Origin of the sequence: Mycobacterium sp. MAC_080597_8934 (assembly GCF_000523975.1) — a bacterium.
GTDB classification, from domain to species: Bacteria; Actinomycetota; Actinomycetes; order Mycobacteriales; family Mycobacteriaceae; genus Mycobacterium; species Mycobacterium avium.
Map to the genome: position 1 here is coordinate 138,617 of NZ_JAOS01000050.1, position 14,652 is coordinate 153,268.

Annotated in this window: 14 protein-coding genes and 1 pseudogene; 2 read left to right on the top strand and 13 right to left on the bottom strand. The window is 69.6% G+C overall.

The features are described from left to right. Positions 1-27 precede the first annotated feature (27 nt). The 13 genes and pseudogenes from eccE to NF20_RS21750 form a co-directional block, all read right to left on the bottom strand. The gene (gene eccE, locus NF20_RS21690; RefSeq protein ID WP_033717491.1) at positions 28-1,614 is read right to left on the bottom strand and encodes a type VII secretion protein EccE; all 1,587 of its coding nucleotides are present in this window, start codon (positions 1,612-1,614) and stop codon (positions 28-30) included. Next, positions 1,611-3,264, bottom strand: a pseudogene (mycP2, locus tag NF20_RS21695) (type VII secretion system ESX-2 serine protease mycosin MycP2). The gene eccE and the pseudogene mycP2 overlap by 4 nt, the downstream one beginning before the upstream one ends. Next, positions 3,249-4,778 (bottom strand): type VII secretion integral membrane protein EccD, encoded by a 1,530-nt coding sequence (eccD, locus tag NF20_RS21700; protein WP_080711143.1) that lies wholly within the window; start codon positions 4,776-4,778, stop codon positions 3,249-3,251. The pseudogene mycP2 and the gene eccD overlap by 16 nt, the downstream one beginning before the upstream one ends. Then, positions 4,775-5,800, bottom strand: a complete 1,026-nt coding sequence (locus NF20_RS21705) for a MinD/ParA family ATP-binding protein (protein ID WP_003876911.1) — start codon at positions 5,798-5,800, stop codon at positions 4,775-4,777. Before NF20_RS21705 ends, eccD begins: the two co-directional genes overlap by 4 nt. Before the next feature lie 127 nt (positions 5,801-5,927). Continuing rightward, a complete protein-coding gene (locus tag NF20_RS21710; RefSeq protein ID WP_003876588.1) occupies positions 5,928-6,758 on the bottom strand; it encodes an ESX secretion-associated protein EspG in 831 nt (276 codons plus the stop codon). Positions 6,759-6,862: 104 nt separating this feature from the next. Next, entirely contained in the window at positions 6,863-7,150 is a 288-nt protein-coding gene (locus NF20_RS21715) for a WXG100 family type VII secretion target (RefSeq protein WP_003876587.1), read from the bottom strand. Between the two features lie 46 nt (positions 7,151-7,196). Continuing rightward, the gene (locus NF20_RS21720) at positions 7,197-7,511 is read right to left on the bottom strand and encodes a WXG100 family type VII secretion target (RefSeq protein ID WP_011723369.1); all 315 of its coding nucleotides are present in this window, start codon (positions 7,509-7,511) and stop codon (positions 7,197-7,199) included. Between the two features lie 100 nt (positions 7,512-7,611). Then, entirely contained in the window at positions 7,612-8,802 is a 1,191-nt protein-coding gene (locus tag NF20_RS21725; RefSeq protein ID WP_003876908.1) for a PPE family protein, read from the bottom strand. A 24-nt stretch (positions 8,803-8,826) separates the two neighbouring features. Then, positions 8,827-9,138: a PE domain-containing protein gene (locus NF20_RS21730; RefSeq protein WP_003876365.1), complete on the bottom strand. Its 312-nt coding sequence runs from the start codon at positions 9,136-9,138 to the stop codon at positions 8,827-8,829. 273 nt (positions 9,139-9,411) lie between these two features. Continuing rightward, the gene (locus NF20_RS21735) at positions 9,412-9,810 is read right to left on the bottom strand and encodes a VOC family protein (protein WP_023900485.1); all 399 of its coding nucleotides are present in this window, start codon (positions 9,808-9,810) and stop codon (positions 9,412-9,414) included. A gap of 16 nt (positions 9,811-9,826) precedes the next feature. Beyond that, the gene (locus NF20_RS21740; RefSeq protein ID WP_023900486.1) at positions 9,827-10,405 is read right to left on the bottom strand and encodes a TetR/AcrR family transcriptional regulator; all 579 of its coding nucleotides are present in this window, start codon (positions 10,403-10,405) and stop codon (positions 9,827-9,829) included. Then, positions 10,405-11,187: an enoyl-CoA hydratase/isomerase family protein gene (locus NF20_RS21745; RefSeq protein WP_023900487.1), complete on the bottom strand. Its 783-nt coding sequence runs from the start codon at positions 11,185-11,187 to the stop codon at positions 10,405-10,407. Before NF20_RS21745 ends, NF20_RS21740 begins: the two co-directional genes overlap by 1 nt. A gap of 108 nt (positions 11,188-11,295) precedes the next feature. Further along, the gene (locus tag NF20_RS21750) at positions 11,296-12,624 is read right to left on the bottom strand and encodes a sensor histidine kinase (protein ID WP_023866818.1); all 1,329 of its coding nucleotides are present in this window, start codon (positions 12,622-12,624) and stop codon (positions 11,296-11,298) included. Positions 12,625-12,770: 146 nt separating this feature from the next. Here NF20_RS21750 and NF20_RS21755 point away from each other — a divergent pair, with 146 nt between their 5' ends. Continuing rightward, positions 12,771-13,418, top strand: coding sequence for a TetR/AcrR family transcriptional regulator (locus NF20_RS21755; protein ID WP_023900488.1), 648 nt, complete (start codon positions 12,771-12,773; stop codon positions 13,416-13,418). Next, positions 13,415-14,626 carry an acyl-CoA dehydrogenase family protein gene (locus tag NF20_RS21760; RefSeq protein WP_003876359.1) on the top strand — a complete coding sequence of 404 codons (1,212 nt, stop codon included), beginning with the start codon at positions 13,415-13,417 and terminating at the stop codon, positions 14,624-14,626. The genes NF20_RS21755 and NF20_RS21760 overlap by 4 nt, the downstream gene beginning before the upstream one ends. Positions 14,627-14,652 lie beyond the last annotated feature (26 nt).

A 14,652-nucleotide genomic window follows, 5' to 3' on the forward strand; every position in this document is an offset into this window, starting at 1 on the left:
CATTCCCCCATCAGAGCACCGGCGTCGCTACATGCCGACGGACATGCTGACCGGCTCCAGGCTGACGTAGCGGTGCTCGGCGCGGAACATGTCCATCTCGACAAGCCAATTCTTCCCCGCCGCACTGACGTTCACCACCGCGGGGCTGACTTGTTCGATGATCACCTCGAAGCCGTGCCGCTGCGCCTCGGACAGGGTGGTGCCGGCGGGGGCGACGGTGATCACGGTCGCCGGCCGCGGGGTGGGCGAGATCGCGGCCTCGACGCCCTCGCCACGGCGCGGGGCGTACTCCACCACGCTGACGGTGGTCCGCGGGGCCGGGCGGGAGCTGTTGACGACGCTGATCTCCGGCATCCGCACGCTGACCCAGCGCGACATGTCGCGGGTGTGCACGCAGACCCGTTCGCCGGCGCCGGCCGTGCGGATCACGATGCGCTTGGCGATCGGGTCGTCGGCGGCGACGAAGACGCGCGACAGCTCGCCGGCGTCGGTGACCGGCATCAGCAGCCGATCGCCGTTGGGCAGCTTGCCGATCAGCACGCCCGACGGGCCGATCTCGGTGATCAGCTCGGCGGGCAGCCGGCTGCGCCGCAGCCCGCGCAGGTGTGGTCGGGGGCCGCACATGTTGGCGGCCGCCGCGGCGGCCTGTTCGCCGTTGAGCCGGCGCAGGATCACGCTGGGCGGCGTGGGGGCGGGGGTCGGGGTGCGCACCGTGATCGTCGCGCTGCAGTGCCCGTCGGGATAGACGGTCACGTTCTGGATCACCTCGTCGGCACGCAGCGTCCACGCCTGGGACAGGTTGCGTGAGGTGATCGCCTGCGGCGGATAGGCGTAGGTGGTCATCCAGCCGGCTTCCCCGCGGATGGCCTTCCAGCGCTGCACGGTGCCGGACACCGCATCCCAGCCGAGCCGTCGGTCCAGCTCGGCCAGGTCGGTGGCGTTGGCCACCTTCGCCCGCAGCCCCTGGCAGCGCAGCAGCCCGGCGATCCGCTGGGCAACCGAAATCGCCGCCGCGCCAATGGTTGTGCGCCAGCGCAGGGCCTGCGCGTTGTCGATCACTGCCAACCGCATGATCAGCCAGGTCTCGCGCCGGCCGGCGTACGGCGGGGTGCCGATCTCCGAGTCGTACACCCGCGGGTAATCGCCCACGTTGCCGTGCCGGGACCCGACGGTGACGACGCTGATCGAATCGAGCTGCAAACCCAGCGCCTGGTGCAGCATCGGCGCCAATTCGACGACGTCGAGCACGTTTTCGGTCTCGACGGTCACCGAGCCGGTCACCAGGGTGGCCCGGTGCGCCCGGCCCAGCAGTTGGACCGCGACCACCGCGACGCCGTCCTGCACCCGCACGCCGCCGCCGGATCGGTTGTTGGCCACCGTGATCGGGGCCGACCAGTCGATGGGACGCTGGCCGCGCCGCCACAACACCGCCCACGACCAGGCCGGCTGACCCCACCAGCGCACGAACACCAGCGCGACGCCCACCAGCACGGCCACCGCGGCGGCGATGTAGCCGCCCAGCAGCCAGCTCGCCAGCGCGAGCACGAACACCACCCACACCCCGACCACCCGGCGGTTGCTGCCGCGGCTGAACCCGGTGAGGTTGGGTCTCATCGGGCCCTCCGCAATCGCGCCGCGATCGCGAGCACCAGCACCCCGGCCGCGACGGTCCCCAGGAATCCGATGGCGATGTTGCGGGCCCGGTGATCGGGCGGCGGGGGCGGCGGGGCCGGAGTGATGATCCGGCTTTGGGAGCCCGGCGCCATCCGGTCACCCGGTGGGATGTTGAAGGTCAGCGCGGCGACCGGGTCCACCAGCCCGTAGCCGACCTTGTTGTCGACCCCGGCCGGCGGATTGTGCGCGGACTGCACGATCCGGTTGATCACCTGATGCGCGGACAGGTCGGGGAACTTCGCGCGCACCAACGCCGCGACGCCGCTGACGTAGGCCGCCGAGAAACTCGTTCCCCAGAACGGCATGTTCTTCTCGCCCGGCCGTGACGGCGGGTAGGCGTTGACCGGCCCGCCGCCCTGCGGCGAGAGCCCCATGATGTGGGTGCCGGGCGCGGCCACCCCGACCCACGGGCCGGACATGCTCTTGTCCAGCGCGGCGCCGCTGGCGTCGACGGCGCCCACCGACAGCACGTAGTCGGAGAACCAGGACGGCGCCGAGACCACCTTGACCTGATGCCAGTCCCGCGGGTCGGACGGGTCCAGCGGGTCGAACATCGGGTTGTTGTTGCAGCCGGCTTCGCCGTCGTTGCCGGCGGCGGCCACGACCACCGCGTCCTTGACGGTGGCCGCGTACCACAGCGCCGCGCCCAGCGCGCGTTGATCGGCGGGAGCGGCCGCGGGCAGGCACGCGGTGACCGAGATGTTGATCACCTTGGCGCCCATGTTCGCCGCGTGCACCACTGCGCGCGCCACCGAATTCAGCGTGCCGGCCTTGACCTTCTCGTCGGAGTTGGGGTCGCCCGGCGGCGGGTTGACCGGTTCGAAGGCCCGCGAGGATTGCCGTATCGAGATGATGGTCGCGTGCGGGGCCACGCCCACCACCCCGTCGGGCGCGCCCGGCGGAAGCGGCGGCACCGCGGGTTCGTCCTCGGTCTGCGGATCGGGCGGCCCGTTGGATGCGGCGGTGGCGCCGCCGCCTCCGGCGGCGGGGCGGCGGTGGCGGGGCGGCGGAAGAACCTGGGTGATGGTCACCGGCGGCGGCGGGGCGGGGCGCCACCGGGGCGGCACCTCGACCGGCGGGGTGGCGCGCCACGGCCGGCGGCGGCCCGGCCGGCGGCGGGAACGCCGGGGTGGCCGGCATCGGCCGCGGCATCGGCAGGATCCCTTGCGGCGCAGCGCCGATGATGGAACTGACGATGGTGCCGTGGGCGTCGCAGTCCGACAGGCCGTCCTCGCCCATGATGTAGTCGCCGCCGGGCACCACCGGCAGCCGCGGGTTCGGCGACACCCCGGTGTCGATGACCGCGACCGGCACCCCGTTGCCGGTGCTGTACTGCCAGGCCTTGGCGATGTTGAGCAGGTTGAACCCGGGCGCCAACTGCGCCACGTCCGGGTTTCGCACGGTGATCGGCGCCGAACAGCTGTTGGCGCGCCGCATCGGCTGGTCGGGCCGCGGCGGCCCGTCCGGTGGCACCATGCCCGGATCCACCGAGGGGGGTGTAATCGCTTGTGCGGCAGGAACATTGGCTGATAGTGCGACCAGGGTCAGGGCGGCGGCCAGCGCCGCCGCCCGTCTCAGTGGCGAATCCACGTGAAGAGCCCTCCCAGGGCCGCCGCCGCCGGCAGCAGGACGATGAACGCGAGCACTTCCACCCATTCCACGGTCAACCGGATGAACGGCCGGAACCGCATCGCCGGCACCAAAAGCGCTGCGGCCAAACCGAATGCGGCGAAGGTGGCCACCGCCACCACCGGCCACAGCAGCCCGGTCATCGCATCGTGCGGCGCGGCGAGCGCGTATTTGACCACTCCCGTGCACACCGCGGCCGACGCCCCGCACACCAGGGCGACGGCCTGGTACTTGGCGGCGAAGCCGCGGCCCTGGGTGATGAAGATGCCCACCACCAGCCCGGCGACCACCAGCGCCAGCCACGCCCACGGGCGTCCGGGCGTCAAAACGCCCCACACCGCGGCGGGCAGCACGATCGACACCCCGACGCATAGCCCCACCTGGACCGCGTTGACCAACCGCGCCGAGGCGGCGATCGCGGCGCCGCGCGCGGTGATGTCGGTCAATTCGTTGTCCTGCTCCTCGGATTCGTCCTCGCTGACCGGGGCCACGGTGTCGACCGGCATGCCCTCGCGCCGGGCGAACAGGTCGCGGCCGGTGATCGAGCCGAAGTGCGGCGGCCGGACCCGGGCCACCCACAGCGCGATCAGCGGCGTCATCCGAACCAGCACAAGCAATCCCACCAGCACACAGATCGCCAGCACCTGCACCGAGGCGGGACGGAACATCCGGACCGCGGCCACCGCGGCCAGCACCCCGCACACCGTCACCACCGCGGTGACCACCGCGGTCTGCCACCGGTTGCGTGCCGTCACCCCGATCGCGATGGCCCCCAGGATCACCACCACGACCCCGATCAGCGCGTGCGCGGCGCCCAGCACGCCGGGCGGGGCGCAGGCGCCGGCCACGGCCAGCGCCACCACCGCCAGCCAGGCGAACCCGCTGAACAGGTCGCGGCGCTCGCGCCACCCGCTGCGCACCACCAGCGTCGCGATCAGCAGCAGCGCACCGATGCCGCCGGCCACCGCCGCGGGGATCGGGCCGTCGGTGAAGGTCCGCGCCCGCAGGCACAGCCCCACCACCACCGCCACCGCCATCGCGATCACCGCGACCGCGGTGTGCGCGGCGGTCAGCGGCGTCACCGGAGCGAACATCCGGTCACCGCCCTCGCGGCCCAGCCACTTGCCCATGGCGGCCAACCCGCTGGACAGCGACTCGTACTGCGGTTCGAACGACTCGCCGTCCACCCGCGGCACCAGCACCAGGGTGTCGCCGTCCTGGACGCCAAGCTCGTCCAGGCTCTTATTGATATCGAGCCGAACCCCATTGATCTTGTGCAGTTCGTAGCTGCCGGCCGGCAAAGCAATGCCGTCGAAACCTTTGCGCTTCAGGTCGGCGTCGAACAGCTCGACCATTCCCTCGAAGAATCCCTCCACCGGAATTCCGGCCGGAAAAACTTGGGAACACAGGTGCTTCTCGTAAGAAATGTTGACCGCACAACGCGCCGGAAAGGCGACCTTATGCGGCGATGTCACGGCACCGCCCGCTCGGCATCAGGAATGTATTTGTCGGCCAGCCCGGCGGTGATCTCGAAAAGCCGCAGCCGCGTCTTTTTCTTCAGCTCGTGGACGGTGTCGATGATGCCGCCCTTGGCCAGGTGCGGGTCGAACGGCAACGCCTCGACCGTCGCGCCGACCTTGGTGAACCGCTCGGTCAGGTACGCCAGCGCGTCCTTGTCGGTGATCTGGTCGGTGTGGTTGACGATCACGGTGCTGCGCGAGACCAGCTCGTGGTAGCCCTGCGAGCGCAGGTAATCCACCGCCCGCAGCACCGGACGCGAGCGGTCCGCGGTGATGCCGGAGACGAATACCAGGGTGTCGGTGTTCTCCAAGACCGGCTTCATCACTTCGTGTTCGAGGTCGGGCGAGGTGTCGACGATCATCACGGTATGGGTGCGCCGCAGCCGCGACAGCACCCCGGAGAACATCGCGGGCACCAACGGCCGCGGCTGATCCGAGGTCCGGTTCCCGGCCAGCACGTCCAGCCCAACTGCGTTCTGCCCCAAGTGTTCTCGAATGTCGGCGTAGCCCTGCACGTCGGTGTCATTGATGATGGCGGTGTAGTCGCCCGGCGGGGACTCGTCGATGCGGTCGGCCAGCGTGCCGAAACCCGGGACCGCGTCGATGGCAATCACGTTCTGCGGGCGGCATTCCCGGAACACACCGCCGATGCAGGCGACCAGCGTGGTGACCCCCACGCCGCCCTTGCCGGAGACGACGGTGATGACGTATTGCCGTCGAATATGGCGCCGGATGCGATTTTGCAGGTCGCGGTAGTGCCGTTCGCGGGGAGATTCACCGGGATTTATTTTGTGAAATGAGATGGTGTAAATGAATTTCCGCCAGCCGGACCCCGGTGGAATTTTTCGCGGCGCGGCCAGATCGGTAATACGCATCGTGTCCGATACCGAATCCGGGAAGTTGCTGCCCCCTGACGGATCCCCCCGTCTGAGCGCTCCTTCGTCCGACATATTCGGGTCATTCCAAGGGCTCGTCACGACGCGATGCTAACACGGTTTGCGATACCGCGTTTACCCGATCACAAACCTTTCAAGTACGACAGGCGTTGCTATTCCAAGACTTTGGTTGACCAAGTTAGTTTGACGCGATAACGGGGCCGCACCGTCACACCACCCGCCGATACGAGTACCACTCGTCGCCGGCGGGCAGCCGTCGGATCAGCCGTTGCACCGCTCCGCCGATGTCGCTGCGCGAGCCGGGCGACAGGATCTGGTAGCGGCGCTGCCCGGATACCACGCTTTCGATACAGACCCGGCCGCCGGGGGTGTCCACGATGGACACCGACGAATCGCCGACGGCGACGCGGGCCAGCTCGTCGGGCCCGACGCCGGCCTGCAGCGCGACGATGTTGGCGTGCGCCGAGCGGGCCGAGTCGGCGGCGGTGAGCACCGTCTGCAGCTGGTCGGCGTCGAGGCGCTGCTCGAGCAGGAACGCCCGCAGGCTGGCGGTGTCGTGCACCGAGGCCAGCAGTTGCTCGGTGTCCAGGGTGATGGGCCGCAGCGGCGCCGCCTCGGCCACGCCGCACAACCGCTCGATCTGGCCGACCACGATCTCGCTGGCGGCGGCCTCGCTGCTGGCGGTGCCGGCCGGGTAGAGGCGCACCAGCTGATCGTGGCGTTCCAACACCACCCACCAGGTGGCGAAGCGGCAGATCGACGCCCGGCTCGGCTCGCGGCCCGGGACGGCGATCATCACCAGCAGGCCCAGGTCCCGGCGCAACAACACGGTGAGCCACTCGCGAATCATCGGGTCGACGTTGCCGGCCTCGTCGAGCGCGCCGGCGGCCACCAGCTCGGCGGCCGCCGGGTGCCGCAGCGCCCGCTCGGGGGTGTCCAGCCGCGGCAGCAGCGGCCGCAGCCCCAGCTCAGGGCAGGTTTGTTCGATCCCGGTGACCGCTTGCAACACCCAGAGGCCGTCGACCGTCGTGGTCAGCATGTCGCCCTGCCCTCACCGCGCGGGATCCCCAGCCGGGGAAGAAAGACGAACGGTGGGGCACACGCTCGGCGCATCTGCCCCACCCTCGTTCCGGTCGTGCCGGCTCAGAACAGGCCGGCGATGTGCTGGTCCGTGCTGATCGCGCTGTCCAGCACGTGCGAGGTGGTCTGCCCGTGCTGACGGATCGTGTCGATGAGCCCCTGCAGCCCGGACAGCATCTGGGCCTGCGCCTCGAAAAAGCCCGACGCGCCGTGCCCGGCGAAGAATTCCTGCAGGGCGTGCGTGCGGTTGGAGGTGTCGTCGAAAATGGACTGCAACTGGCCGGCGCGGGAGGCGACGTCGGTGGCGAAGTCGGCCACCGCGCCCGGGTTGTAAGTGATCGGGTCGGACATGATCAATTTCCTTTCAAAAGCCTGTTATGGGAATGGATTTGGTGGGTCAGGAGCCGTGGCCGCCGAATAGGGCGCTGAATGCGTGCGAGGAATCCGCCTCGTGGCCTTCCATCAGGGCGGCCGCCTTGGTGAGGCCCTCGGCCAGCCGGGTGCCACCGGTGAGCACCTTGTTCAAATCGTTTTGCACCTCGATGGCCGTCGCGTGCGACGCGGCCACCGCGTCACCGGACCAGGTGGCCGGGTTCATCACATTTTCCTGATTTGCGACGTAACCCTGACCGATGCCGATGGCATGTTCCATATTCGCCTGAATCGCGTTGGAAGTATCGCGAAGCATTTGCGGGGTCACCTTGATTGTCACGGAATTCTCCTTCTGGGTTGGCCGCCCCCCGTAAGGGCATGAAGCGAAGTGTATGGCGGCTGTGTGTACCTGTCGATTCACCCTTCACCAGGGGGTCTGCTCACACTCGGTCGTCGACGACCCGCACGGTCGCGGGCTCTTCGGCCTTGTCACGGGATCCGCGTTGGCCTCCCGCCCCGTGCCCGACGGGCATACCGCCCATCGGGGCTCCACTCATCGTCGTGGTCTGCGGTCGCAGAGCCTCGGCGCCTAACGCCCCGGCCGGCCGCAGCCCCACCGGCCGGCCACTGGTGGCGGGCTCGAAGGCGCTGACCGGACGGGTGAAACTGGTTGCGGGCACGCCCGCGCTGCCCAGGGATCCGGCGCCACCGGCACCGGCTTCCGCGGCGGAGAGCCCGGTGGTGGCGGAGACGGCCGAGACTCCCGGCGCCGCCCCACCCATGCCCATGGCGCCGGGGTTGGCGAACATACCCATCATCGACTGCAGCGGCTGCATCATCTGCATCGGGGCCTGCATCATCTGCATGGGGGCCTGCATCGCCTGCGGCACCGCTCCCATCAGCTCCTGCACCGGTTGCATCAGGCTGCTCATCTGGCCGCCCAGGTCCTGCCCGCTCGAGGCGGCCTGCCCCGCGCCCTGGGTGCCGGTCTGCACGCCCTGGTAGGCGGCGCGCATGCCGTCGCCGGCGGCGACGTTGGCCGCGGACTCGCCGATCGCCGAGACCGCCTCGGCCGGCGCGGCCGGTGAGGCGCCCATGGACGCGATCGGCGGCGCGATCGCCAGGCTTTCGGCCAGCGCGGTCAGCACCGCCCCGTAGCTGGCGCCGACGGCCGAGTTGTTGGGCCACATGGAGCCGTAGTACTCGAGTTCCAGCGACGCGATCCGCGGCGTCAGCGCGCCGAGGACCAGCGGGTTGATGCCGTAGTCGGTCGCGGTCTCGGTCCGGTTGGCGATGCATTCGGGCGCCGGGCGCATCGAGCCGTAGGCCATCTGGTAGGCCGAGATGGCGGTGGCCACCACCGCCGGCTTGACGTCGACCCAGCCGGCCAGGCCGTGCAGCGACGCGTTGAGCATGGTGACGTTGGCCGCCGAGGCCGCCGACCCGGCGCCCAGCCAGCTCGCCGAGGTCGCGGCGGTGTTGATCGCCGATGCGACGCCCGAGGCATGATGGGTGGCGGCCAAGGTCGTCCAGGCGGTCTGGTTGGCCACGTGAGTGCCCACCCCGACGCCTGCCTTGAGCAGCATGTCGTTGTCCTCGGGCGTACGCGCAGCCCATCCGGGATCGGCCATGCGTACTTCCCCCTTTGACCAGGTTTAGAGGACGCTGCTGATTCCCATGGCCAGCGAGCGCATCGCCTCGGTGGTGGTGTACACCCCGGACGCCATCCCCTGCGCGCCGGCGAACAGGCCGCGCTGGGCGGCGTGCTCCGAGACGACCCCCAGGTAGCTGGCCCCGCAGGCGTTCAGCGCCGCCGCGAACATGGCCGAGTCGGGGTCACCGCCCATCGGCATCACGCCCAGCAGTGCGGGCGACGCCGCCGAGGCGGCCGCCTCGGTCTCGGCGCTGATCGCCGACTCGGCGCCAGCCGACGCCAGAACCATCTCTGACTGCACCGACACAACCATGGTTTCCCTCCGAATGCTCAACGCCAACCGACGTGCTTGGGGCCATAGTGTAGTGCGCTTTCGCTGATCTTGTATCCGGTACGGATCCTGCCGGGCACCCGGCCCGGAATTTCGATGCTCAACTCTGCTCTCAACCGGCTTCCACACGCCTTCCAAACGGCTCCCAAACGTGAAATTCCTGAGTTCCCATAAGGAGTCGGCGATAAACCTCAACGACCACTCCGGACTCGGCTGTCACAAAAATCCCGCAAGCCGCGCGGTCGGCGCCGTCGGCTAATCCCGGTCGTGGTGGCAGACGGCCTCGAGTTTGATGCCGAAGGGGTCGTACCAGAAGGTGGCGTAATAGTGGCCGGGATATTGCGGGAAATGGCGCGGCGGGTAAATGACGGTGCCGCCAATTCGAATTACATGGGTGTGCACCTCGTGCACCGCCGAGCGTCCTCGCACCATGAATGCCAGGTGCTGAAGGCCGGTGCGTTGTGCCGAGTACTCGTGCGGTTCGGCCGCGGGGTAGAAGAACAGGTAGGTGCCCGGCTTGTTGCCGGCCGGTCGATAGGAGAATTCGTCGTCGGCGGCAAAGAACGGCTCGAATCCGACCAGCGGCATCAGCGCGTCGTAATACCGCTTGGCGACGGACAGGTCGGGCACGTTGATGCCGAGGTGGCCGAGCATGAGTCGAGTCGCCCGGTCAGCCGCGGTCGGTGGCCGCGCGCAGGGTGTCGGCGACGACGCGGCCGGTGTCGCGCAGCGGCCGGGTGCTGCGGTGCGCCCGGGCGAGTAGGATCGCCCCCTCCAGGCTGGCCACCGCGAACGTCGCAAGCCGGCGGGCCTGCGCGGTCGGGACGCCCGCGCCGATCAGTTCGGCGGCCACCCGGGACTGCCAGGACGCGAACACCGCCTGGGTGGCTTGCCGCAGCGCCTCGTTGCTGCTGGCGACCTCGCACGCCACCGTGCCGATCGGGCAGCCGTCGGCGTAGTCGGTTTCCTGCAGGGCGCGGGTGGCCCAGTTGAACCACGTGACGGTTGCCTGCCCGATGTCGGTGGACCTGGCGAACACCCGGTCGAGCAGTTCCCGGTAGCGCTCGGCGGTGTGGGCGATCGCCTGCACGGCCAGGTCTTGCTTGCCGCCGGGGAAGAAGTGATACAACGAGCCCAGCGGGGCCCGGCTCTCGGCGACGATCTGTTTGAGGCCGGTGCCCGAATAGCCTTGGCGCCGAAAGAGTCCGGTGGCCGCGGTCAGGAACCGTTCGCGGGTCGCCGTGGCCATCAGTGGCCCCGCATCCCGACCGCGGCGATGATCTCGCGGGCGCTGTGCCGATCGATGGAGTAGGCGCTCATCGCCTCCCGCTCGAGTTGCTCGTCCAGCGGTCGCCCGACCACGTCGAGCACCGTGTCCTTGGCCGAGCGCACCGCGGCCTGGTGATAACCGGCAATGCGCTCGGCCAGGGCGTGGGCCGCCGTCATCAAGTCGTCGTGGGCCACCACCCGGGTGACCAGGTTGACCTGCAGCGCGCGTTGGGCGTCGATGGGTTCGCCGCTCAATTCCAGATCCAGCGCGACGGCCAGCCCGCAGGTATCGACCAGCCGTGAGATGCCGCCGTCGCCGTGATGAAAACCCAGGCCCACCAACGGCGCACCGAACATCGCCCGCTCGGAGGCGATCCGGATGTCACAGGCCAGCGCCAGCTCCAGGCCGGCGCCCAGCGCCCAGCCGTTGACCGCCCCGATCACCGGCTTGGTGATGCGGTGCAGTCCGCGGGTGATGCCGCCGAAGCCAACGCCTTTGGCGTTGCGGCGCACCACCGCCGCGTCGGCATCGAGCCATTGGTGAAACCAGCTGTTGCGGTCGGCGCCGGCGCAGAACGCCTCACCCGCCCCGGTCAGGATCGCGACGTCGACGCCGTCGTCGTCGCGGAATTCGGCCCAGATGTCGCGCAGCCGCCGGTCCATCGCCGGATCGATCGCGTTGCGCGAGGCCGGCCGGTCCAGGGTGATGGTGGCGATCCGGCCCCGCTTCTCATACCGGACGTGTTCGGCGCTGGCGTTCATCGATGTGCCTTTCGGATCCGCTGCCCCCGGGCATCAGATTATATAGAGCGCTCTACTAACACAAGGGCGTGTGGCTTGACGTCGAGTGCCTTGTCTTCGATCGGCCCGCTACGCCGGTCCGCGCCCGTCCCCGGCGAGCCGCAGCAGCAGCCGGGTACCGCCCAGCGGGCTGTTCTGCAATTCGGCTGTGCCGCCGTGTAATTCGGCCTGCTGGGCCACCAGCGCCAGGCCCAGCCCGGATCCCGAGCGCGCCGCCGTCGACCCGCGGGCGAAACGTTCGAACACGGTGGCGCGCTCGGCCTCCGGAATCCCGCTGCCGTCGTCGTCGATGGCGATCTCCACGCCCTCGCCGGAGCTGCTGACGGTGAGCTGGATCTTGCTGGCGTTGCCGTGCTTGACGGCGTTGGCGATGGCGTTGTCGATCACCAGCCGCAGCCCGGTGGGCAGCCCGATCATCAGCACCGTCGGCGAGGGCACCAGCGACACCTCCACGTCGGGGTAGACGCGCAGGGCGTCGTGGGCGGCGCGGTCCAGCAGCTCGGTGATGTCGAACGGGACGAAATCGTCGACGGTGGTCAGCTCGCCCTGGGCCAGCCGCTCCAGCGCGGTCAGCGTGGCCTCGATGCGGCTCTGGGTGCGGATGACGTCGCCGATCACCTCCTGGCGCTGCTCGTGCGGCAGGTCCAGGGTGGACAGCACCTCCAGGTTGGTGCGCATGGCGGTCAGCGGCGTGCGCAGCTCGTGGGAGGCGACGGCCGCGAAGTCGCGGGCCGACTCGAGCGCGGCCTTGGTGCGCTGCTGTTCCTTGCCGATGCGGGCCAGCATGCCCTCGACCGCCTCGGCGATCTCGACGGCCTCGCGCACCCCGCGCACCTGGACCTCGTCCGGGCTGGACTGGGCGTTGATGGCGCGCGCCTGCTGGGCCAGCAGCAGGAACGGATTGACCATGATCAACGAGATCACCCAGCCCACCACCACCGTGCCGCCGATCACGCTGGCGCAGATCAACAACACCCGCAGGTGCAGTTCGTTGATCCGGTGCTGGGCTTCGGCCAGCGGCGCGGCGAGCGCGATCGAGGCGGGGCCCGCGGTGAAGGTGCGGACCCGGTACTGCACCCCGTTGATCGTGGTGTTGGCGTAACCGTCGGGAAGTTGCGGCAACACGATGTTGCTCGGCACCGACACGGTCACGCCGCCGATGCGCGCGGTGCGCACCAGGTTGCCGTCCGGGGTAGCGCGGTCCGGGCTGTTGTGCTGCGGGTTGGTGAGCAGGCTGCTGATGTCGCCCAGGCTGCTGACCGAATCGAGCCGGCGGTCCAGCTGGTTGTACTGGTCGTTGGTGACGCCCACCCACACCCAGGTGCCCAGCAGGACGACCAGGGTCATCACCGAGATCGCGGCCACGATGACGATGGTGCGCAGCGACAGCACCCGCATCGGCAGCTGTATGCGCGGTAAGACGCGAATGTCAGGCTCCTTCAGTTCGGCAAGAATCTAACGCTAACCGCATCGCCTTCTCCCCCTCGCGCGCCGAGCGCGGGCACCATTTTGCCCCGTGGATGGTGAGTGAGTACTCTCTCACTATGCTCAGCTCGGGACGGGACCGGCTGCTGTCCGCGGCGCTGCGGCTGTTCGCCGCGAAGGGATACGCCGCGACGTCGGTGGCCGACATCCAGCGCGAGTCGGGCCTGGCGCCGGGGTCCGGGGCGCTCTACAAACACTTCGGCTCCAAGCGCGAGCTGCTCGAGGCCGCGGTCGCGCACCGGATCGAGAGCATCGTGACCGCGCGAGAGCAGTACGACGCGGGGCAGCCGGGCAGCGTCGAGCAGGCGGTGCGCACCGCCGGGCAGCTGATCTGGAACAACCTCAAACAGAGCGAGGATCTGCTCAAGGTCATGTTGCGCGAGCCCGACGAGCTCGGCGATCTCGACGAGAAGACCTGGCAGGTGATCACCGACAACGCCTACCAACGCTTCGCCGACGAATTGGCCGCATCCAATCGTGCCGGGCGGACCAGCATCCCCGATCCCGAAGCGGCCGCCGCCGTGGCGATCGGGTCGCTGTCCTATGCCGCCACCCTGCAAGCGCTCACCGGCCGGCTGCCCGGCACCACCGACGAGGACCGCTACTTCGAGGCCTGGGTCAACCAAACGGTCAGCGTCCTCGCCCAGTACACGAACCGGCGAAAACCTTTGAACGACAACGACAATGATTCAGGAGCACAGACGTGACGTTTTCCCTGCAGCTGTCCGATGACGTGATCGAGGTGCGCGACTGGGTGCACCAGTTCGCGGCCGACGTCGTCCGCCCCGCCGCCGCGGAATGGGACGAGCGTGAGGAGACCCCCTGGCCGGTGATCCAGGAGGCCGCCAAGGTGGGGCTGTACTCGCCCGACCTGTTCGCCCAGCAGGCGGCCGAGCCGACCGGCCTGGGCATGTTGACGGTGTTCGAGGAGCTGTTCTGGGGGGACGCCGGAATCGCGCTGTCCATCATGGGCACCGGGCTGGCCGCGGCGGCGCTGGCCGGCAACGGCACGCCCGAACAGCTGGGCCGCTGGTTGCCCGAGATGTTCGGCACAGCCGACGAACCCAAGCTGGGCGCGTTCTGTTCGTCGGAACCCGATGCGGGCTCCGACGTCGGCGCCATCCGCACCCGCGCCCGCTACGACGAAGCCACCGGCGAGTGGGTGCTCAACGGCACCAAGACCTGGGCCACCAACGGCGGGATCGCCAACGTGCACATCGTGGTGGCGTCGGTCTATCCGGAGCTGGGCGCCCGCGGGCAGGCCACCTTCGTCGTCCCGGCCGGGGTGAAGGGGCTGGCGCAGGGGCAGAAGTTCAAGAAGCACGGGATCCGCGCGTCGCACACGGCCGAGGTGGTGCTCGACGACGTCCGGCTGCCGGCAGACCACATCCTGGGCGGCCGGGAGAAGTTCGAGGAGCGGATCGCCCGGGTCAAGTCCGGCGCCTCGGCCCGCGGGCAGGCCGCGCTGAAGACCTTCGAGCGCACCCGGCCCACGGTCGGCGCGATGGCCGTCGGGGTGGCGCGGGCCGCATACGAGTATGCGCTCGAATACGCTTGCCAGCGCGAGCAATTCGGCCGCAAGATCGGCGAGTTCCAGGCGGTGGCGTTCAAGCTGGCCGACATGAAGTGCCGTATCGACGCCGCCCGGATGCTGGTGTGGCGGGCCGGCTGGATGGCCCGCAACAACCAGGCCTTCGACGCCGCGGAGGGCTCGATGGCCAAGCTGGTGGCCAGCGAAACCGCGGTGTACGTCACCGACGAGGCGATCCAGATCCTGGGCGGCAACGGCTACACCCGCGACTACCCGGTGGAGCGGATGCACCGCGACGCCAAGATCTTCACCATCTTCGAGGGCACCAGCGAGATCCAGCGGCTGGTCATCTCCCGGGCACTGACCGGCCTGCCCATCCGGTGACCGGGTAGCGACCTCCCGCGGGCGGC

What these genes read in the sequence shown, in the direction of transcription:
- NF20_RS21740 (WP_023900486.1), bottom strand. Translation starts at nt 10,405, where the DNA reads ATGGCCACGGCGACCCGCGAACGGTTCCTGACCGCGGCCACCGGACTC.
- NF20_RS21755 (WP_023900488.1), top strand. Translation starts at nt 12,771, where the DNA reads ATGCTCAGCTCGGGACGGGACCGGCTGCTGTCCGCGGCGCTGCGGCTG.
- NF20_RS21745 (WP_023900487.1), bottom strand. Translation starts at nt 11,187, where the DNA reads ATGAACGCCAGCGCCGAACACGTCCGGTATGAGAAGCGGGGCCGGATC.
- NF20_RS21735 (WP_023900485.1), bottom strand. Translation starts at nt 9,810, where the DNA reads ATGCTCGGCCACCTCGGCATCAACGTGCCCGACCTGTCCGTCGCCAAG.
- NF20_RS21750 (WP_023866818.1), bottom strand. Translation starts at nt 12,624, where the DNA reads ATGCGGGTGCTGTCGCTGCGCACCATCGTCATCGTGGCCGCGATCTCG.
- eccE (WP_033717491.1), bottom strand. Translation starts at nt 1,614, where the DNA reads ATGAGACCCAACCTCACCGGGTTCAGCCGCGGCAGCAACCGCCGGGTG.
- NF20_RS21710 (WP_003876588.1), bottom strand. Translation starts at nt 6,758, where the DNA reads ATGCTGACCACGACGGTCGACGGCCTCTGGGTGTTGCAAGCGGTCACC.
- NF20_RS21730 (WP_003876365.1), bottom strand. Translation starts at nt 9,138, where the DNA reads ATGGTTGTGTCGGTGCAGTCAGAGATGGTTCTGGCGTCGGCTGGCGCC.
- NF20_RS21725 (WP_003876908.1), bottom strand. Translation starts at nt 8,802, where the DNA reads ATGGCCGATCCCGGATGGGCTGCGCGTACGCCCGAGGACAACGACATG.
- NF20_RS21715 (WP_003876587.1), bottom strand. Translation starts at nt 7,150, where the DNA reads ATGTCCGACCCGATCACTTACAACCCGGGCGCGGTGGCCGACTTCGCC.